Origin of the sequence: Solwaraspora sp. WMMA2056 (assembly GCF_030345095.1) — a bacterium.
Taxonomy (GTDB): domain Bacteria; phylum Actinomycetota; class Actinomycetes; order Mycobacteriales; family Micromonosporaceae; genus Micromonospora_E.
In genome coordinates, this window is the sequence record NZ_CP128360.1 from 4,687,076 (window position 1) to 4,705,535 (window position 18,460).

General features: G+C 71.4%; 21 protein-coding genes. 7 read left to right on the top strand and 14 right to left on the bottom strand.

What is annotated here, in order from left to right; all coding sequences use genetic code 11:
* Positions 1–43: 43 nt before the first annotated feature.
* Positions 44–787, top strand: coding sequence for an HAD family hydrolase (locus O7608_RS21145; protein ID WP_353850577.1), 744 nt, complete (start codon positions 44–46; stop codon positions 785–787).
* Positions 788–816: 29 nt separating this feature from the next.
* A complete protein-coding gene (locus tag O7608_RS21150) occupies positions 817–1,563 on the top strand; it encodes an SAM-dependent methyltransferase (RefSeq protein WP_289206264.1) in 747 nt (248 codons plus the stop codon).
* 37 nt (positions 1,564–1,600) lie between these two features.
* Here the strand turns inward: O7608_RS21150 and O7608_RS21155 are convergent, their stop codons facing one another.
* The 6 genes from O7608_RS21155 to O7608_RS21180 form a co-directional block, all read right to left on the bottom strand.
* On the bottom strand, positions 1,601–2,527 hold the full coding sequence (locus O7608_RS21155; RefSeq protein WP_289206265.1) for a diacylglycerol kinase family protein: 927 nt from the start codon (positions 2,525–2,527) through the stop codon (positions 1,601–1,603).
* Entirely contained in the window at positions 2,524–3,474 is a 951-nt protein-coding gene (gene tatC / locus O7608_RS21160; RefSeq protein WP_289206266.1) for a twin-arginine translocase subunit TatC, read from the bottom strand. Before tatC ends, O7608_RS21155 begins: the two co-directional genes overlap by 4 nt.
* A gap of 18 nt (positions 3,475–3,492) precedes the next feature.
* Entirely contained in the window at positions 3,493–3,795 is a 303-nt protein-coding gene (tatA, locus tag O7608_RS21165; protein ID WP_289206267.1) for a Sec-independent protein translocase subunit TatA, read from the bottom strand.
* Between the two features lie 204 nt (positions 3,796–3,999).
* Positions 4,000–4,248, bottom strand: coding sequence for a hypothetical protein (locus O7608_RS21170; RefSeq protein ID WP_289206268.1), 249 nt, complete (start codon positions 4,246–4,248; stop codon positions 4,000–4,002).
* A 9-nt stretch (positions 4,249–4,257) separates the two neighbouring features.
* The gene (locus O7608_RS21175) at positions 4,258–5,286 is read right to left on the bottom strand and encodes a helix-turn-helix transcriptional regulator (protein ID WP_289206269.1); all 1,029 of its coding nucleotides are present in this window, start codon (positions 5,284–5,286) and stop codon (positions 4,258–4,260) included.
* Positions 5,283–6,278: a helix-turn-helix transcriptional regulator gene (locus O7608_RS21180; protein ID WP_289206270.1), complete on the bottom strand. Its 996-nt coding sequence runs from the start codon at positions 6,276–6,278 to the stop codon at positions 5,283–5,285. Before O7608_RS21180 ends, O7608_RS21175 begins: the two co-directional genes overlap by 4 nt.
* An 81-nt stretch (positions 6,279–6,359) precedes the next feature.
* Here O7608_RS21180 and O7608_RS21185 point away from each other — a divergent pair, with 81 nt between their 5' ends.
* Positions 6,360–7,496: a DUF3866 family protein gene (locus tag O7608_RS21185; protein ID WP_289206271.1), complete on the top strand. Its 1,137-nt coding sequence runs from the start codon at positions 6,360–6,362 to the stop codon at positions 7,494–7,496.
* Here O7608_RS21185 and O7608_RS21190 read toward each other — a convergent pair.
* The 4 genes from O7608_RS21190 to rfbA form a co-directional block, all read right to left on the bottom strand.
* Complete coding sequence (locus tag O7608_RS21190; protein ID WP_289211149.1) at positions 7,489–7,764, bottom strand: hypothetical protein; 276 nt, start codon at positions 7,762–7,764, stop codon at positions 7,489–7,491. The two genes, O7608_RS21185 and O7608_RS21190, sit on opposite strands and share 8 nt — an antisense overlap.
* An 18-nt stretch (positions 7,765–7,782) precedes the next feature.
* On the bottom strand, positions 7,783–9,141 hold the full coding sequence (pafA, locus tag O7608_RS21195) for a Pup--protein ligase (RefSeq protein WP_282227403.1): 1,359 nt from the start codon (positions 9,139–9,141) through the stop codon (positions 7,783–7,785).
* Between the two features lie 113 nt (positions 9,142–9,254).
* Positions 9,255–9,878 (bottom strand): dTDP-4-dehydrorhamnose 3,5-epimerase family protein, encoded by a 624-nt coding sequence (locus O7608_RS21200; RefSeq protein ID WP_289206272.1) that lies wholly within the window; start codon positions 9,876–9,878, stop codon positions 9,255–9,257.
* On the bottom strand, positions 9,875–10,786 hold the full coding sequence (gene rfbA / locus O7608_RS21205) for a glucose-1-phosphate thymidylyltransferase RfbA (protein WP_289206273.1): 912 nt from the start codon (positions 10,784–10,786) through the stop codon (positions 9,875–9,877). The genes O7608_RS21200 and rfbA overlap by 4 nt, the downstream gene beginning before the upstream one ends.
* A gap of 64 nt (positions 10,787–10,850) precedes the next feature.
* Between rfbA and O7608_RS21210 the strand changes: the two genes are divergently transcribed.
* The 4 genes from O7608_RS21210 to O7608_RS21225 all read left to right on the top strand — a co-directional run bounded on the left by O7608_RS21210 (position 10,851) and on the right by O7608_RS21225 (position 14,536).
* Complete coding sequence (locus tag O7608_RS21210) at positions 10,851–11,519, top strand: class I SAM-dependent methyltransferase (RefSeq protein ID WP_289206274.1); 669 nt, start codon at positions 10,851–10,853, stop codon at positions 11,517–11,519.
* 12 nt (positions 11,520–11,531) lie between these two features.
* Positions 11,532–12,518 (top strand): dTDP-glucose 4,6-dehydratase, encoded by a 987-nt coding sequence (rfbB, locus tag O7608_RS21215; protein WP_289206275.1) that lies wholly within the window; start codon positions 11,532–11,534, stop codon positions 12,516–12,518.
* Positions 12,515–13,399, top strand: coding sequence for a dTDP-4-dehydrorhamnose reductase (gene rfbD / locus O7608_RS21220; protein ID WP_289206276.1), 885 nt, complete (start codon positions 12,515–12,517; stop codon positions 13,397–13,399). The genes rfbB and rfbD overlap by 4 nt, the downstream gene beginning before the upstream one ends.
* Before the next feature lie 93 nt (positions 13,400–13,492).
* Complete coding sequence (locus O7608_RS21225) at positions 13,493–14,536, top strand: glycosyltransferase family 2 protein (protein WP_289206277.1); 1,044 nt, start codon at positions 13,493–13,495, stop codon at positions 14,534–14,536.
* A 60-nt stretch (positions 14,537–14,596) separates the two neighbouring features.
* Here O7608_RS21225 and prcA read toward each other — a convergent pair whose 3' ends face one another.
* The 4 genes from prcA to dop all read right to left on the bottom strand — a co-directional run bounded on the left by prcA (position 14,597) and on the right by dop (position 18,320).
* Entirely contained in the window at positions 14,597–15,448 is an 852-nt protein-coding gene (gene prcA, locus O7608_RS21230; RefSeq protein ID WP_289206278.1) for a proteasome subunit alpha, read from the bottom strand.
* Between the two features lie 65 nt (positions 15,449–15,513).
* On the bottom strand, positions 15,514–16,353 hold the full coding sequence (gene prcB, locus O7608_RS21235) for a proteasome subunit beta (protein WP_289206279.1): 840 nt from the start codon (positions 16,351–16,353) through the stop codon (positions 15,514–15,516).
* Positions 16,354–16,492: 139 nt separating this feature from the next.
* Positions 16,493–16,708 carry a ubiquitin-like protein Pup gene (locus O7608_RS21240; protein ID WP_282227412.1) on the bottom strand — a complete coding sequence of 72 codons (216 nt, stop codon included), beginning with the start codon at positions 16,706–16,708 and terminating at the stop codon, positions 16,493–16,495.
* A 94-nt stretch (positions 16,709–16,802) separates the two neighbouring features.
* The gene (gene dop, locus O7608_RS21245; RefSeq protein ID WP_353850453.1) at positions 16,803–18,320 is read right to left on the bottom strand and encodes a depupylase/deamidase Dop; all 1,518 of its coding nucleotides are present in this window, start codon (positions 18,318–18,320) and stop codon (positions 16,803–16,805) included.
* Between the last annotated feature and the right edge of the window lie 140 nt (positions 18,321–18,460).

Below are 18,460 nucleotides of genomic sequence, written 5' to 3' on the forward strand. Positions count from 1 at the left end.
GGAGCATCCCGAAAGTCCCCTCGCCGACGTACCCGCCGGACCCGTGCACGAACCGGCGGTGGGTGTCCCCGGACGGCCACCCAGCCGGCCGGTGGAGGCGGTGCTGTTCGACTTCCACGGCACCCTCGCCCAGGTCGAGGACGCCGTACGGTGGGTCACCCAGGGGGCCGCCAGCTGCGGCGTCGACCTCGACCGGGGGCGGGCCACCGTACTCGCCGACCGGCTGCTGACCGCCGGCCGCGCCGGCGGGCCGCTGCCGGCCCGGGTCCCACCGCAACTGGCCGAGGTCTGGGCCGAGCGGGACCTGTACCCGCACGCGCACCGGGCCGCCTACACCGGGCTGGCCGCCACCGTCGACAGCGGCGTCGACGGACTCGCCGAGGCGCTCTACGAGCGGTTGCTCGTCGCCGACGGCTGGCTGCCGTACGCCGACACCGCCGCCACCCTGCGGGCGCTGCACGCCGCCGGGGTACCGGTGGCCGTGGTGAGCAACATCGGCTTCGACATCCGGCCCCATTTCGCCGCCTGGGGACTCGCCGACCTCATCGACGCCTGGGCGCTCTCCTACGAGGTCGGCCGCTGCAAACCCGACCCGGCGATCTTCCACCGCGCCTGCGGGATGCTGCGGGCCGACCCGGAACGCACGCTGATGGTCGGTGACACCCCGGCCGACGCCGGAGCCGTCCGGGCCGGCTGCGCCGCGCTGGTGCTGCCGGCCGCCGAGGCCGGACGCGCCAACGGGCTAGCCGCGGTGCTGGACCTGGCCACCGGCGGACCGGCCGGCTGACCCCCGACGTGGCGGAAAGGAACCAGGTCATGGACCTGCCCCGCATCTTCACCATCCGCGAGAGCGGCCACCGGATCCACAACCCGCTGACGGCGGCCAAGTTGGCAACGCTGGGCGACGCGCTCCGCCTCACCCCCGGGACCCGGGTGCTCGACCTGGCCAGCGGCTCAGGCGAGATGTTGTGCACCTGGGCGCGCGATCACGGCATCACCGGCACCGGGGTGGACATCAGCACGGTCTTCACCGCACAGGCCCGCGCCCGGGCCGTCGAACTCGGCGTCACCGACCGGGTCGAGTTCGTGCACGGCGACGCCGCCGGCCACGTCGCGGACCACCCGGTCGATCTGGCCGCCTGCGTCGGCGCCACCTGGATCGGCGGCGGCGTCGCCGGAACGGCCGAGCTGCTCGGCCGCAGCCTGCGCCCGGCAGGCCTGATGCTGATCGGCGAGCCGTACTGGCGACGCACCCCGCCGGACGAGCAGACCGCGACGGACTGCCACGCAGGTGCCATCGCCGATTTCCGGCCACTGCCGGAGCTGCTCGAACAGTTCCAGGAACTCGGCTACGACGTCGTCGAGATGATGCTCGCCGACCAGGACAGCTGGGACCGGTACGCCGCCGCCCAGTGGCTCACCATGCGCCGCTGGCTCGACCGCAACCCGGACGACGACCTGGCCGACGACGTACGGCAGGAACTCGCCACCGAACCTGCCCGCTACGTGCGCGCCACCCGGGAGTACCTCGGCTGGGGTGTCTTCGCCCTGATGCGACGCTGATCGCGCCGATTAGGGTGGTCAGCACAGGAGCCGGGGGTCAGCGCAGGAGCCGGAGCGCGTCCGGTACGGCGGTGACGGTCAACGGCAGCGGCCCGAGCCGTTCCCCGTCGGCGTACCCGACCACCCCGGCCGCTTCGATGGTGATCTGCCTGGCCCGGAAGCTGCGGACCAGCGGATGCCCGACGTGGGTGCCCCGGTAGACCTGGGGCTTGATCCGGATCAGGGTGGCCCGCCCGACCGGACCGGCGACCACCACGTCGAGCAGCCCGTCGGCAGGATCCGCCGCCGGGCAGATCCGCATCCCGCCGCCGTAGCTGGCGCAGTTGCCGACCGCGACCAGCACCGCGTCGAGGTGGTGCGGTTCGCCGTCGAGGACGATGCGGTACCGGCGCGGCCGCAGCCTGGCCAGCTCGACCAGAATGGCCAGGTCGTAACGGCGTGGCCCCGACGGCCAGCGCATCCGGTTGGCGCGTTCGTTGACGATCGCGTCGAAGCCGGCGGCCAGCACCGCGCCGTACCAGCGGTCCGGCGCGCCGGCGACGCCGACCCGGGCCAGGTCGACCCCCTGGGTCCGGTCCGCTCGGATCGCGTCGGCGATGGCTGCGGCCGCCGCTGTCGGATCGGCCGGGAATCCGGTGGCCAGGGCGAAGTCGTTGCCGGTGCCGGCGGGCACCGGTCCCAGCGGGACGCCGGTGGTGGCCAGGGCCTGCAGCGCGGCGTGCACCGTGCCGTCGCCGCCGACGGTGACCAGGGCCGACGCACCGGCGGCCACCGCCCGGCGGCAGACCGCCACGGCGTCGGCGGCGGTCGCCGCCGACAGCAGGCACACCGGCCGCCCGGTGGCGGTCAGCAGCTCCCGTACGGCCGGGAGCAGACCGCCGTGGCGGCCGCGCCCGGCCGACGGATTGGCCAGCACCGCCACCGCGCCAGGTGTCACCGGCGTGGTGGCAGGTCCAAGGCTCACGTCATGTCGTCGTAGCGACGCTCGATCGGCAGCGGTTTCGGCACCGGCTGGGCCGGCACGATCGGCGCGACGGTCTCGGTGCGGTCGGCGACCGGCACCGGCTGCGGATCGTCGTCCAGCGGCGACGCCTCGTCGTCGTCGAGTCCGGCGTACACCTCCTTGCCCCGGCCACGACGCTTGTCGTTGATGAACGCCACCCCGACCGCGACGAAGTACAGGGCGGAAAGACACGCTGCCAACGCGGTCATCCCGAACGGGTCGGGTGTAGGGGTGACCAGGGCAGAGAACAGGAAGAAGACGAATACGGCGACCCGCCACCAACTCAGGAGACGCTTGGCACTCGCAATCCCCACAAAGTTGAGCATCAGGACAACGAGCGGAAACTCAAATGCCACACCAAAAAGCAAGATCAGGTTCGTGACAAATGTTATATACCTCGTCACCTCGAGGGTTGTATTAATATCATCTCCGGCGAAGTTCATCAGGAACTCGAGGCCCTTTTCGACCACGAAGAACGCAAGAACCGCACCGGCCGCAAACAGGGGAGCCGCAATAGCGGTAAAGATGTAGGCATACCGCCGCTCATTGCGATGTAGCCCGGGAGCGATGAATGCCCAGAGCTGGTACAGCCAGAACGGCGCCGCCACGATAAGGCCAACCCAAAGGGCTACCTTGAGGTTCAGCAGAAAGACGTCTGCCGGCCCCAGCTGGACGAACTTACACTGTCCGTCGGGCCCGATCGAGGTGGGCAGGTTGCAGTACGGCTGCTGCAACAATCCACGTACCGGCTCTGCCAACCAAAATCCGAGCGCGATACCAACCACGATGGCAATCGAAGCGCGGAACAGCCTGGAACGCAGCTCGCGAAAGTGCTCGATCAGGGTCATCGAGCCGTCGGAGGCGCGGTCGAAATTGCTCGGACCGCGCCGGCGCAGGGCGAAGCCCACGGGAGGAGGCCCTTCCGGTCAGTTGGCGTCGCGGACGCGCTGTGGCTGCTCGGCCATCGGTGCCGCAGGTGGCTGGTAGCCGGGCTGGTGCACGCTGGTCGGCTCGATGATCGGCTCGGCCTGGTACGGCGCGCGGCCGTGCTGGGCTTCGGCCTTCTCCGCGAGGTCCTTGTCGTCCTCGGCGAGGCTCTTGGTCTCGGCCTTGATGATCCGCAGGGATCGACCAAGCGACCGCGCCGCGTCCGGCAGCCGCTTGGCGCCGAAGAGCAGGATCAGCACGACCACGAGGACGGCGATGTGCCACGGCTTCAGGATGTGCATGGCAAGGCTCCAGTCGGTGCGTCGGTGGTGACGAACCCATCGTACGTGCGTTCGCTGGGTCCGCCACCTGCCAGACCGGGTCAATCTGGCCTGGTCGGTGAAGTCTCAACCACGATCAACTGGCCCGTCAACCACGCGGGCACCAGCTGAAGGCGTCGAACCTGACGGCATGACCGAACAGGCCAGCTCGGCGTGGTCTGGCGGTCAGCCGGTACGGTCCGCGCGGGCCATCGCGCGACGGCGCTCAGCGGACTCCAGGTGGCGTTGCAGCTGGTCGACCCGGGTCTGCAGCTGCTCGGCCCGCAGCGCCAACGCCTCGACTTCGCCCTGGCGATGCTGCAGCGCCAGCACCGCCCGGCGCAGCGTGGACAGCCGGTACAGCACCGGACGGACCGACAGGACGAGCAGCACCAGGGCACAGCCCAGTACGGCGAGGACGATCCAGGTCAGCACCTGAGCAGACTAGCCGGTACCGACCGGGGCCGCAGCCGACGTCTCCTGGCCCGGCACCGGGTCGGCCGCCGGCGCCGGGGCCGAGTACGCCGCCAGCGCCTGCGCCGCCGCCGCATGCACCTGGGCGACCAGCTCGGCCGGCGCGGTGACCGTCACTTCCGCGCCGAGGGAGAGCACGAACCGCCGGGCCCAGGCCAGGTCGGTCACCCGCAGGGTGACCAGCCAGTCGCCGGTGGGCTCGACCTCCACCCGGTCACACGGGTAGTACTCGGTGATCCAGCGCCCGCCGCGACCCACCCGCAGGGTGACCACCGGCAGGTCCGCCGTGGGCTGGAACGCGGTCTCGCGCGGCTCGCCCCGGCCGGCCTGCGGCGGTACGGCGGCCGGCTCGTCGAGCTCGACGAGTGCGTCGATGCGGTCGGCGCGGAACAGCCGCACCGCGTCGGCGCGCCGGCACCACGCCTCCAGGTAGCCGCGCCCACCGATCATCAGCACCCGGATCGGGTCGACGGTGCGTTCGGTGGTCTCGTCGCGGGTCGCCGTGTAGTAGGTGATCCGGACCGCCCGGCCGCTCTGGGCCGCCGTCCGCAGCCGGTCCAGCCGCTCCGGGTCGCCGACCAGCCGTACCGCCACCGGGGCTCCGGCCAGCTCCCCCGCCGCGTCCTCGATCTTGGCCAACGCCCGTTCGACGGCGTCGCGACCGGCCAGGCCCGGCGTCTCGGCCAGCATCCGCAGCGCCACCACCAGCGCCAACGCCTCGTCGGGGGTGAGTCGCAGCGGCCGGTCGATGCCGGCGTCGTAGGTGATGGTCACCCGGTCACCGTCGAACGCCATGTCGATCAGGTCGCCGGGCCCGTAGCCGGGCAGCCCGCACACCCAGAGCAGCTCGAGGTCCTCCCGCAACTGCCGGTCCGTGGTGCCCAGGTCCGCCGCCGCCTGGGCGATCTCCACGCCGGGTCGGGCGAGCAGGTACGGCACCAGGTTCAGCAGCCGGGCCAGCCGGTCGGCCGACGCCCGGGATCCGGTCGGTTTCGTCACCTCGGCACCTCCGCCCCGGCCGGCTCGTGCGCCGCGACGATCTCCTTGAGTCGTTGGACCACCAGGTCGCGTACCTCCGGTGGATCGAGGACCCGCACGTCGGCACCGTACCCGGCGAGGTGTCCGGCGAGCGCCTCCGGTTCGCCGTAGCGCAGGGTGAGCCGGTCGCCGTCGGGCCCGGTGACGCAGGTCTGCGCGGTGCGGCGCAGGCCGGCGGCCCGACCGGGCCGGGCCAGCACCGTGGCCACGCCGGTGCGCTCCACCGGGCCGGACCACCGGGCGACGTGGCTGATCAGGTCGATGTCGGTGGGCGGGGTGAAGCTGCCGGGAGCGCCGGTCGGGCGGACCGGGCCGACCACCCGGGACAACCGGAAGCAGCGGGTCGCCGCGCGGTCCTCGTCGTGGCCGACCACGTACCAGCGGCCCCGCCAGCAGACCACGCCCCAGGGCTGCAGCCGGCGGCGGGTCGGGGTGTCACCGCTGGGCACCCGGTAGTCGAAGCCGACCGGCCGGCGGTCGCGGGCCGCCGCCGTCAGGGCGGCGAACGCCGGATCGACGGTGACCACCGGCTCCACCCCGAGGGTGGCCTGCGGGTCGACGTCGATGCCGGCGGCGCGCAACTTGGCCAGCCCGGACGACGCGGCGGCGGCCAGTCCGGCGTGCTGCCACAGCCGGGCGGCGATACCGACAGCGGCCGCCTCCTCCGGGGCCAGCGGAATCTCCGGCAGGGCGTACTCGCGGCGGGCGATCCGGTAGCCCGGTTCGCTGTCGAAGACGCTGGCGGTGCCGGTCTCCAGCGGTACGCCGAGATCGCGCAGCTCCGCCTTGTCGCGTTCGAACTTGCGCTGGAACGCCTCGTGGTCGCGGGAGTCGGTGGGATCGTGTTCATAGCCGGGCACGGTCGCGGCGATCTGCGCGGCGGTCAGGAACCGTCGGGTCGACAGCAGGCAGATCACCAAATTGACCAGGCGTTCGGTCCGGTTGCGGGACACGGCACGACGCTAGCAGTGCCGACGCCACGCCGGACGCCCCACCCGGGGCCGACGGTACGCGCGTTGACTACCGTGCCGGGCATGGTGCGTTGGCGCAGTGGCACGGTGACCGGTATCCGACGACGGTGGCGGGGCGCGGTGGAACTCGACGTCACCGTCGACGGCACGACCGTACGGGCGTTGGCCTACCCGGAACTGGTCGGCGTGCCGGAGCCCGGCGACGCGGTACTGCTCAACGTCGGCGCGCTGGCGATGGGCCTGGGCACCGGCGGTTACGCCCTGGTGGTGGCGGTGCCGCAGCGGCTGCCGGCCGACCCGCCCGGCGGCGACGACCGCTCCGGCGGGCACCTGGTCAAGGCACGCTACACCCCACTGCAGGCGATCGTCTGCGGCGTCGACGAGGAGGCCTCGCCGTACCGGCAGGTGCTGGCCGACGCCGACGACCTGGCCGGCATGCCGGTCGTCACCGCCGACCTGCACTCGGCTCTGCCGGCGATCGTCGCCGGCGCCCTCGCCGACTCACCGACGCTGCGGATCGCGTACGTGATGACCGACGGTGGTGCGCTCCCGGCCGGCTTCTCCCGCACCCTCGACGGGCTGGCCGGCACCCTGGCCGGCACGGTGACCGTCGGCCAGTGCTTCGGCGGTGACCTGGAGGCCACCACCACGCACAGCGGTCTGCTCGCCGCCCGCCACGTGCTGCACGCCGACATCGCCGTGGTCAGCCAGGGCCCCGGCAATCTCGGCACCGGCACCCGGTGGGGGTTCTCCGGCGTCGCGGTGGGTGAAGCGGTCAACGCGGTCGCCACCCTCGGCGGCCGGCCGGTCGGCGCGCTACGGATCTCCGACGCGGACCCCCGGGCACGTCACCACGGCGTGTCGCATCACAGCGTCACCGCGTACGGGCGGGTCGCGCTCGCCCCGGCGGACCTGGTGGTGCCGGCGGAGCTGCCGACGACGATCGCCGCCGAGGTGGCGGCGGCGCTGGCGCCGCTGACCGCGCCGACCGGTCGGCACCGGACGGTCCGGGTGCCGACCGCCGGCCTGACCGCCGCGCTGCGGGACAGCCCGGTGCCGTTGCGCACGATGGGCCGGGACCTGGCCGGCGACCACGCCTACTTCCTGGCCTGCGCCGCGGCCGGCCGGCACGCCGCCGCCCTGGCGGCGGCGTCAGGCCCGGCCGGCGACGCTGGCACCGAGGGCGACGGCGTCAGCTGACGATGATCAGGGTGGCCCAGGCCACCAGGATCAGCCCGAGCGCGGCGGCGAGCACCCAGGTCGGCACGGTGTACTCGCCACGGCGGTTACGGGCGATCTCCTCGACGACCTTCCGGCGTCGGCGCTCCAGCCAGGACTCGGTGGCCGGGAACGGGCTCCACGGCGGTGTGGCCGCCGGTGGCGGCGACGCGCCGGGGCCCGCCGGATCGGACGGCCCAGCGGGCGTCGACGGATCCGGCGGGGAACCGGGTCGGGTGGAGTCAGCCATGACCGGACGAGCCTACCGTCACATGCTCGCGATCAACCGTTCCACCCGCTCGTCGTAGGCACGGAACGGGTCCTTGCACAGCACCGTCCGCTGTGCCTGGTCGTTCAGCTTCAGGTGCACCCAGTCGACGGTGAAGTCGCGACGCTTCTCCTGGGCGTGGCGGATGAACTCCCCGCGCAACCGGGCCCGGGTGGTCTGCGGCGGTGTCTCCTTGGCCTCGAAGATCTCCAGGTTGGTGGCCACCCGGTCGACCTGGCCGCGCCGTTCCAGCAACGCGTACAGGCCCCGGCCACGCCGCAGGTCGTGGTAGGCGAGATCCATCTGGGCGATCCGGGGATGCGACAGCGGCAGGTCGTGCTTGCGCTGGTAACGCTCGATCAGCTTCAGCTTCGTGACCCAGTCGATCTCCCTCGCCACCGGGTCGAGGTCCCCGGTCTCCACGGCCCGCAGCACCCGGCCCCACAGTTCGACCACCCGCTTGGCGGTCTGGTCGCCGCCGCGACGCTCGACGAACTCCGTTGCCCGGGCCAGGTACTCCTGCTGGATCTCCAGGGCGCTGACCTCCTTGTTGGAGGCGAGACGGATCTTGCGGCGGCCGGTGATGTCGTGGGAGACCTCGCGGATCGCCCGGATCGGGTTCTCCAGCGACAGGTCCCGCATCACCACGCCCGCCTCGATCATCCGCAGCACGATGTCCGCGCTGCCGACCTTGAGCAGGGTGGTGACCTCGTTCATGTTGGAGTCACCGACGATGACGTGCAGCCGGCGGTAACGTTCGGCGTCGGCGTGCGGCTCGTCACGGGTGTTGATGATCGGCCGGGAACGGGTCGTCGCCGACGAGACCCCTTCCCAGATGTGCTCGGCCCGCTGCGACAGGCAGTACACCGCACCCCGGGGCGTCTGCAGCACCTTGCCGGCACCGCAGATCAACTGCCGGGTGACCAGGAACGGGATCAGCACGTCGGCCAGCCGGCCGAACTCGCCGTGCCGGGAGACCAGGTAGTTCTCGTGGCAGCCGTAGGAGTTGCCGGCCGAGTCGGTGTTGTTCTTGAACAGGTAGATCTCGCCGGCGATGCCCTCGTCGTGCAGCCGCTTCTCGGCGTCGACCAGCAGGCCTTCCAGGATCCGCTCGCCGGCGCGGTCGTGCGCGACCAGATCGGTCACCGAGTCGCACTCCGGGGTCGCGTACTCCGGATGCGAACCGACGTCGAGGTAGAGCCGGGCGCCGTTACGGAGGAAGACGTTGCTGGACCGCCCCCAGGAGACCACCCGGCGGAACAGGTAACGCGCCACCTCGTCCGGCGACAGCCGTCGCTGGCCGCGGTAGGTGCAGGTGACACCGTACTCGGTTTCGAGCCCGAAGATTCGCCGTTCCATGAGCAGACACTAGCCGCCCGGGACGGTCCATGGTCAGTCTCGGATGACCTGTCGGGCGATGTTCGCGGGCCCGCGGCCGCAGATGCCGCCCGAGAGGTCCGATCTGCGTAGAGTCACTGCGGCGATGCGTACGGTGAATCTTCGGTGTTCAAGCGGGTGACGAACTCCTGACACCGCGCGTAGTCCGGCAGCAGTCCGTCGGCGCGGGCCTGCGCCAGGGTCGGCGCCGCCGCGTCCCTGGCGGACAGCTGCGGCGACCCGGTCGGCCAGTCGATGGCCAGGTCCGGGTCGAGCGGGTGCACCGCGTGCTCGGCCTGCGGGTTGTACGTCGTCGAGCAGAGGTAATTCAGGGTGGCGTCGTCGGTCATGGCGCAGAACCCGTGCCCGAGCCCCTCGCTGAGGTACACCGCCCGGCGGTCCACGTCGTCGAGCCGTACCGCCGTCCACCGGCCGAAAGTCGGCGATCCGACCCGCAGGTCCACGATGACGTCGACCACCGCACCCCGCACGCAGGTCACGTACTTGGCCTGGCCGGGCGGCACGTCGGCGAAGTGGATGCCACGCACCACGTCGCGTGCGGACACCGACAGATTGCCCTGGGCGAGCCGCAGCGGATGGCCGACCGCCTCGGCCAGGTGTTCGAAGCGGTACCACTCCATGAACAGTCCACGCGGGTCGCCGTGCTGCGCGGTGGTGACCTCCCACGCGCCCGGGACCTCCAGTTCGCGGAGCTTCATCGGTCCTCCTCGCCGGTATCGGCCCCGGTGAGCCGACGGTCGTACCGCTCATCGAGCAGGCTCAGCAGGTAGTCGCCGTACCCGCTCTTGGTCAGCGGCTCGGCCAGCGTCCGTAGCTGGCCGTCATCGATCAACCCGGCCCGCCAGGCGACCTCCTCGACGCAGCCGATCTTCATGCCCTGGCGCTCCTCGATGACCCGGACGAACTCCGCCGCCTGCATCATCGAGGCGAAGGTGCCGGTGTCCAACCAGGCGGTGCCCCGGTCCAGGACGGTGACCGAGAGCTGCCCGGCCCGGCGGTAGGCCTCGTTGACGGCGGTGATCTCCAACTCGCCCCGGGCGCTCGGGGCCAACCCCGCGGCGATCTCCACGACCCGGTTGTCGTAGAAGTACAGCCCCGGTACCGCGTACCGCGACCGGGGCCGCTGCGGTTTCTCCTCGATCGACAGCACCCGGCCGGCGGCGTCGAAGTCGACCACCCCGTACGCCTGCGGATTCGCCACCGGGTAGGCGAAGATCAGCCCACCGACGAGGCCGCCGTGGTCGGACAGCTGCCGCCCCAGGCCGACACCGTGGAAGATGTTGTCGCCGAGAATCAACGCCACCGCCTCGTCAGCGATGAAGTCCGCACCCAGGACGAACGCCTGCGCGATGCCTTCGGGCCGGGGCTGGGACCGGTAGGCCAACCGTAGCCCGAACTGTGACCCGTCACCGAGCAACCGCTGAAACTGCGGCTGGTCGTCCGGGGTGGTGACGACCAGAATCTCCTTGACGCCGGACGTGATCAAGGTGGAGAGGGGATAGTAGATCATTGGCTTGTCGAAGACCGGCATGAGCTGCTTCGACACCGCACGGGTAATAGGCCACAACCGCGATCCGGTGCCACCGGCGAGTAGGATTCCACGCACGGCCGGGAGCCTACCGGGCGGGCGTCTACGGGCGGGCGTCGACGGGTCATGATCGGGGGCACCAGTGGGGATCGGCACCTTCGTCCGACACCGGCTGGGCCGGTTGGAGATACCGGCCGCCGAACTGTACCGCCGCTTCTTCATCGACCTCGACCACCTGGGCGGCCGCGTCGCGGCGCTGCACCCGGCGAAACGGATCCTGGAGGTCGGTTGCGGCGACGGGGCGCTGGCCCAGCGGCTCACCACGGTCTTCCCCACCGCCGAATACCTCGGCATCGACCCGGCGGCGACCGCCGGTCGGCTCTACCGCGGCGATCCCGCCCGCGCCGAGTTCCGCCGCCAGGACATCGCCATGCTGGCGGCCGGGCAGCCCGACCCGTTCGACCTGGTCGTCATCGTCGACGTGCTGCACCACATCCCGGCCACCGCCCGCCCAGCGGTGCTGCGGCACGCCGCCGCGCTGACCGCCGCCGGCGGACTCCTGCTGGTCAAGGAGTGGGCCCGGGACCGGCCGGTCGCGGGCCGGCTGGCCTACTGGGCCGACCGCTACGTCACCGGCGACCGCGACGTCGAGTTCATGACCGAGGCGCAGCTGGCAACGCTGCTGGGCGGGACTTTGCCGGAATTCACCCGGACCACCCTGGCGCCGATTCCGCCGTGGCGGGAGAACGTTCTGGTCGCGTTGGAGCGGACTACCGACAGTGCGGGCCCGGGTCGCGGTGCGGTCGCGTAGACTTCGTGACCCGTGAGGATCCTCGTCACCGGCGGTGCCGGCTTCATCGGTTCCGAATTCGTCCGTATGCTGCTCACCGACCCGGAAACGGCGGGGGTGGCCCCCAGCGGCGTCACAGTGCTGGACAAGTTGACCTACTCCGGCAATCTCGCCAACCTCGACCCGGTCCGTGACGACCCGCGGCTGCGGTTCGTCCAGGCCGACATCTGCGACGCCGCCGCAGTCGACCGGGCCCTGCCAGACCATGACATGGTGGTGCACTTCGCGGCGGAGTCGCACGTCGACCGCTCGATCTCCGGGGCGGCCGAGTTCGTCACCACCAACGTGCTCGGCACCCAGACACTGCTCGACGCGGCGATGCGTCACGGTGTCGGCCGGTTCGTCCACGTCTCCACCGACGAGGTGTACGGGTCGATCGAGGACGGGTCGTGGACGGAGGACTGGCCGCTGTCGCCGAACTCGCCGTACTCGGCCTCCAAGGCCGGCTCCGACCTGCTGGCCCTGGCCTACCACCGCACCCACGGGATGGACGTGGTGGTGACCCGCTGTTCCAACAACTACGGGCCCTACCAGTTCCCGGAGAAGGTCATCCCGCTGTTCGTCACCAACCTGCTCGACGGTGGCACGGTGCCGCTGTACGGCGACGGCGGCAACATCCGGGACTGGCTGCACGTCCGCGACCACTGTGTGGGCATCGCACTGGTGGCGGCGGGCGGGCGGGCCGGCGAGGTCTACCACATCGGCGGTGGCACCGAGTTGACCAACAAGGAGCTGACCGGACGGCTGCTCGACGCCTGCGGGGTCGGCTGGGACCGAGTGGTTCCGGTCACCGACCGCAAGGGCCACGACCGTCGCTACTCGCTCGACATCGGCAAGATCTCCCGCGAACTCGGCTACACGCCGAGCGTCACCCTCGACGAAGGGCTGGCCGACACGGTCCGCTGGTACCGGGAGAACCGTGCCTGGTGGGAGCCGCTCAAGAAGCCCGTGGCGAAGTGAGCGCGCCGGACCGATGGCTGGTCACCGGGGCTGGCGGGATGCTCGGCCTCGACCTGCTCGCCGTCCTCGCCGACCAGCCCGACCCGGTGGCGGTGACCGCCTGCACCCGCGCCGAACTGGACATCACCGACCCGGCCGCCGTCGCGGCGGCCGTCGACGGACACCGGGTGGTCATCAACGCCGCCGCCTGGACCGATGTGGACGGCGCGGAGACCGCCGAGCCGGCGGCCACCGCCGTCAACGGCACCGGGGTCGCCCATCTGGCGCAGGCCTGCGCCGAGCGGGGCACCGTCCTGGTCCACGTCTCGACCGACTACGTGTTCGCCGGTGACGGGCGGTCGCCGTACCCGGAGGACGCCCCGACCACGCCGGTCAACGCGTACGGACGCAGCAAGCTCGTCGGCGAGCAGGCGGTCACCCGGCTCCTGCCGGATACCGGCTACGTCGTACGCACCGCCTGGCTCTACGGTGCCCACGGCCCGAACTTCGTCGCCACGATGCTGCGGCTGGCCGGCCAGCGCGACCACCTCGACGTGGTCGACGACCAGCACGGCCAGCCGACCTGGTCGTACGCGCTCGCCGAACGGCTGGTCGCGCTGGCCCGGGTGGCGCGGGCCGGAGCCGCGCCAGCCGGGATCTACCACGGTACGGCCAGCGGCCAGACCACCTGGTGCGGCCTGGCCCGGGAAGCGTTCGCGCTGCGTGGACTCGACCCGGACCGGATCCGCCCCACCGACAGCGGTCAGTTCCGTCGACCCGCCGCCCGACCGGCGTACTCGGTCCTCGGACATCAGCGTTGGGCGCTCGCCGGACTCCCCGCCATGGCAGACTGGCGGAGCATGCTCTCCGCTGCGCTGCGTGACCCCCGGTTCGTCGGCTGACGGCCAGGCTGTCGGCTGATTCGCCCGGCCCGGCCCGCCGCCGCGGGTCGTGTTCCCCGCCCCGCGATCCCCACCCCCAGGAGAGACATCGACATGTCGGCAAGCAATCCTGAGCAGGACTCCACCGGACTCCCACGGGTCAGCGCGATCGTGCTGGCCTGGGGCGCGGAGCCGCTGCTGCGGCGCAGCGTGGAGGCGCTGCTGCACTCGGCGAAGGTCGACGTCGACGTCGTACTGGTCGACAACGGATGCACCACCGACGACGTCACCCACCTGCGGGAGGTCCCCGGGGTGAGCGTGGTCGGCCACGGTGAGAACGTCGGCTTCTCGGCCGGCTGCAACCTCGGCGTCGAGGCTTCCACCGGCGAGTACGTGGCGTTGATCAACGGCGACGCGGTGGTCGAACCGACCACCCTGGCTCGTCTGGTCGAGGAGCTCGCCGATCCCAGCATCGGCATCGCCGCCGGGGCGGTACGCCTGGCCGACGAGCCTGAGCTGTTGAACTCCAGCGGCAACGAGGTCCACGTGCTCGGCCTGAGCTGGATCGGCGGGTTCCGTCAGCGGGAGACCCGCACCGAACCGACCGAGACGGCCGGCGCGATGGGCGCCTGCCTGGTGACCCGACGGACCCACTGGGACCGGCTCGGCGGGTTCGACCCGCACTACTTCGCCTACCACGAGGACGCCGACCTGTCGTTGCGCACCTGGCGGGTCGGCCTTCGGGTGGTCAACGTACCGGACGCGGTGGCGTTGCACCGCTACGAGTTCAGCCGCAACAGCTTCAAGTTCTACCTGGTGGAACGTAACCGGGTGATGTTCGTCGTGACCCTGTGGGGGGCCCGCTCACTGGTCCTGCTCGGCCCGCCGTTGCTGGCACTGGAGTTGGCGATGCTGGCGTTGGCCGCCAAGGACGGATGGTTGCGGGACAAGCTCCGTGGCTACCGCTGGCTGTGGCAGCACCGGCGGCATCTGCGACACCGGCGGGCCCAGCTGCAGGCCGAACGGACCGTCGCCGACCGGGTCTGGATGCGGGTGCTCACCGACCGGCTGGACACCCCGCTGATCAACCCACCGGGCACGCCGGTGTTCAACGCCGCGATGTCGGCCTACTGGCGGCTGGTGCGCCGCTGGGTGTGACACCCGGCGCGGGTCGGCGACGGCTGCTCGGCGTGCCGTCGCCGACCCGCGTGATCGGCGTCAGTCCTGGTCGGTGTCGGCGGACCCCGCCGTGTCCTCCAGGTCGGCGGAGGCCGCCGACGAGGTCGGCTTGTCCGCTGCGGACCCGGGCAGCCGCGGGCCGTCCGTCCGGCTCGCCGCCTCGTCGTCGTCCGACGCCGGGTCGGCGGTCGTTTCGCCGTCGAGCAGCGCGGTGAGCGCGGCACCGGTCACCCGCCGGAACGTCCGCCCACGACGACGCCGGTCGAGCACCGCCACCTCGAGTTGATTGGCGGCAAGGCTACGGGTCGTGCCGTTCTCCGCGCCGACGCCAGCGAGCGAACGCACCGCGAGCGAGATCGCGTCAGCCAGCGGCATGTCCGCCCGATGGTCCGCCCGCAGCGTGCCGGTGATCGCCTCGGCGTGCCCACCCATCGCCATGCAGCCGGGCTCGTCGGTCACCGAGCCGTCGTAGGTAAGCCGGTAGATCTCGTCCGCCGCCGGCTCCAGGCCCACCTCGGCGACGCAGATCTCGACCTCGAACGGCTTGGACTGCTCGGTGAAGATGGCACCGAGGGTCTGCGCGTACGCGTTGGCGAGCGCCAGCCCGGTGACATCGCGCCGGTCGTAGCTCAGGCCGTTGAGGTCGGCCATCCGCACCCCGGCCCGCCGCAGGTTCTCGAACTCGTTGTAGCGGCCGACCGCGGCGAACCCGATCCGGTCGTAGATCTCACTCACCTTGTGCAGCGCGCTGGACAGGTTCTCCGCGACGAAGAGGACCCCGCCCTCGTAGCTGAGCACGAGTGCGCTGCGGCCCCGGGCGATGCCCTTGCGGGCCAGCTCGGAACGGTCCCGCATGATCTGCTCGGGCGAGGCGTAGAACTGCATTGCCACGGCGGCGGCTCTCCTTCGGCCAGGTGGATCGACGACAGCGGACGCGACGGTCGGTGGTGGACCGCTCAGCCGCCGGGATTCTCGGTACGCGCGGCGACGACGGCCTCAGCGATCTCGGCGGACTCCGCGTCGGTGAGCCGATGAGTGCCCTCGGCGGTCGCGGTCATCACCACCGGGAAGATCCGGCGGGTGAGGTCCGGGCCGCCGGTGGCGGTGTCGTCGTCGGCGGCGTCGTAGAGTGCCTCGACCGCGAGCCGGACCGCCTCGGCGCTGCTGAGCCCGGACCGGTAGCGCTTCTTCAACGCGGCCTTGGCGAACAGCGAACCTGAACCGATCGCGTCGTAGCCGGTCGTCTCGTACGGGCCGCCGGTCACGTCGAAGCTGAAGATCCGGCCCGCCGTGGCGGGGTCGGTGGCGGCCAGGTCGTAGCCGGCGAACAGCGGCACCACTGCCAGGCCCTGCAGGGCGGCCCCGAGATTGTTGCGGATCATCGAGGCGAGGCGGTTCGCCTTTCCGTCGAGGGAGAGGACCGCGCCCTCCATCTTCTCGTAGTGCTCCAGCTCGACCTGGAACAGCCGCATCAGCTCGATGCCGATGCCGGCCGTGCCGGCGATGCCGATCAGCGAGTACGCGTCGGCCGGATGCACCTTCTCGATGTCCCGGTTGGCGATCAGGTTGCCCATCGTCGCCCGCCGGTCACCGGCCATCACGACACCGTCGGCGGTGACGAGGGTGACGATCGTGGTGGCGTGCGGCGCGACGTCGGCACTGAGCCCGGGCGGCAGCGGGCGGCGCCCCGGCAGCAGCTCGGGTGCGGCCATCGCCAGGAACTGGGTGAAGGAGGACGTCCCCGCGTTGGTGAACACGTCCGGTAGGCGCCCGGATGGATCGAATCCCGCTGCCACGTGGTCCCTCTCTGCAGAACGTGAACGCCTCGACCAGCCAGCTGTCACAGCCATCCGACCGGTCGAGGGCCGCCGTGTGGTTGAAGCAGACTAGCGTGCGCGCCCGGCGGGCGCGATCATCACCCGCTGGGCGCGGCGGCTACTGGCCGCCCTTCTGGACGTACCCCCGGACGAACTCCTCGGCGTTCTCCTCGAGGACCGAGTCGATCTCGTCGAGCAGGTCGTCGACGTCCTCGGTGATCTCCGCGTGCCGCTGTGCGACCTCGGGGTCGACCTCGGTGACCGCCTCGTCGACCTCCTCGGCCCGGCGGGTCTTGCCGGACTGGGACTGCCCTGCGTTGTCACGGGTAGCCATCAGGTGCCTCCTCAACGATCGCCTGAGTGAAACTTACCTCGCGACGGCGGCGGCGGGCGAGGTGACCGCGCGCCCCGCCGCCAGCGCGGCGACGTCAACTGTTGGTGAGCGCTTCCAGCAGGTCCTTCGCGCTGGCGCAGCGGTCGAACAGTGCACCGACATGTGCCCGGGTACCCCGCTCGGGTTCCATCATCGGCACCCGGACCAGCGACTCGCGACCGACGTCGAAGATGACCGAATCCCAGCTGGCCGCGACGACCTCCGAGGCGTACTGGGCCAGGCAGCGGCCCCGGAAGTAGGCCCGGGTGTCCTCCGGCGGTTCGACCATGGCGCTGCGGGTCTCGGCGTCGTCGAGCAGGGTCCGCATCGCGCCCCGGCTGACCAGTCGGTGGTAGAGGCCCTTCTCCGGTCGGACGTCGGCGTACTGCAGATCGACCAGTTGCAGCTTCGGCGACGCCCAGGTCAGCCCTTCCCGTTCCCGGTAGCCCTCGAGCAGCCGCAACTTCGCGACCCAGTCGAGGTCGGACGCGCAGGACAGCACGTCGCGGCCGAGCCGGTCCAGGACGTCCTCCCACCGGTCGAGCACGTCGGCCGTGGCGTCGTCGACGTCGTCGCCGTACCGGTCGGCGACAAAGGCCTTCACCCGCTCGAAGAATGCCCACTGCAGGTCGAGCGCGGTCAGCCGCCGCCCGTCACGCAGCCGCATCAGGTGCGACAGCGACGGGTCGTGACTGACCGCCTTGAGCTCGGCGACCGGATCGGCGATGCCGAGGTCGGCGCCGAGCGCCTTCTCCTCGATCATGGTCAGGATCAGCGACGTGGTGCCGACCTTGAGGTACGTGGAGATCTCCGACAGGTTCGCGTCACCGATGATCACGTGCAGCCGGCGGTACTTGTCCGCATCGGCGTGCGGCTCGTCGCGGGTGTTGATGATCGGCCGCTTCAGCGTGGTCTCCAGGCCGACCTCGACCTCGAAGAAGTCGGCCCGCTGGGAGATCTGGAACCCGGCGTGCCCGCCGTCCTGACCGATGCCGACCCGACCCGCGCCGCAGACGATCTGCCGGGTGACGAAGAACGGTGTCAGATACGCGACGATGTCGGCGAACGGCGTCTGCCGCCGCATCAGGTAGTTCTCGTGCGCGCCGTAGCTGGCACCCTTGTTGTCGGTGTTGTTCTTGTACAGCTGGATCGGGTGGGCGCCGGGGATGGTCGCCGCGCGACGGGCCGCCTCGGCCATCACCCGCTCCCCCGCCTTGTCCCACCGGACCAGGTCACGCGGGTTGGTCACCTCGGGGGTGGAGTACTCCGGGTGTGCGTGGTCGACATAGAGCCGGGCACCGTTGGTGAGGATCACGTTGGCCAGGCCCAGGTCCTCGTCGGCGAGCGCCTCGGCCGGGTCGTACGCCGCACCCGAGTACGTGAAGCCGCGGGCGTCACGCAGCGGCGACTCCTCCTCGTAGTCCCACCGGGCCCGGCCGCCCCGGTTCAACTCGGGCCGGGCGCCGTAGGCGTTGACCACCTGCGAGGAGGTCACCATCGGGTTGGCTCCGGGCTGGCCGGGTACGGAGATGCCGTACTCCACCTCGGTGCCCATGATCCGCCGCACACTCATGCCGTTACCTCATCGCTTCCCTTGGTGCCGGTCAGGTCGAGCGTAGTCCGCGCGGGGGCGGATCCGGACGCGGCGTGCCTGTCGGCTCCTCGGACCGCGCATCGGGACATCCGGCACCAGGGATGCCGGTAGGAGCCGCA

Excerpts from the sequence above, each read along its gene's own strand:
- pafA (WP_282227403.1), bottom strand. The coding sequence starts at position 9,141 with ATGGAACGGCGAATCTTCGGGCTCGAAACCGAGTACGGTGTCACCTGC.
- dop (WP_353850453.1), bottom strand. The coding sequence starts at position 18,320 with ATGAGTGTGCGGCGGATCATGGGCACCGAGGTGGAGTACGGCATCTCC.
- O7608_RS21190 (WP_289211149.1), bottom strand. The coding sequence starts at position 7,764 with ATGGCTGACTCCACCCGACCCGGTTCCCCGCCGGATCCGTCGACGCCC.
- O7608_RS21200 (WP_289206272.1), bottom strand. The coding sequence starts at position 9,878 with ATGAAGCTCCGCGAACTGGAGGTCCCGGGCGCGTGGGAGGTCACCACC.
- O7608_RS21225 (WP_289206277.1), top strand. The coding sequence starts at position 13,493 with ATGTCGGCAAGCAATCCTGAGCAGGACTCCACCGGACTCCCACGGGTC.
- O7608_RS21150 (WP_289206264.1), top strand. The coding sequence starts at position 817 with ATGGACCTGCCCCGCATCTTCACCATCCGCGAGAGCGGCCACCGGATC.
- O7608_RS21185 (WP_289206271.1), top strand. The coding sequence starts at position 6,360 with ATGGTGCGTTGGCGCAGTGGCACGGTGACCGGTATCCGACGACGGTGG.
- tatA (WP_289206267.1), bottom strand. The coding sequence starts at position 3,795 with ATGCACATCCTGAAGCCGTGGCACATCGCCGTCCTCGTGGTCGTGCTG.
- O7608_RS21240 (WP_282227412.1), bottom strand. The coding sequence starts at position 16,708 with ATGGCTACCCGTGACAACGCAGGGCAGTCCCAGTCCGGCAAGACCCGC.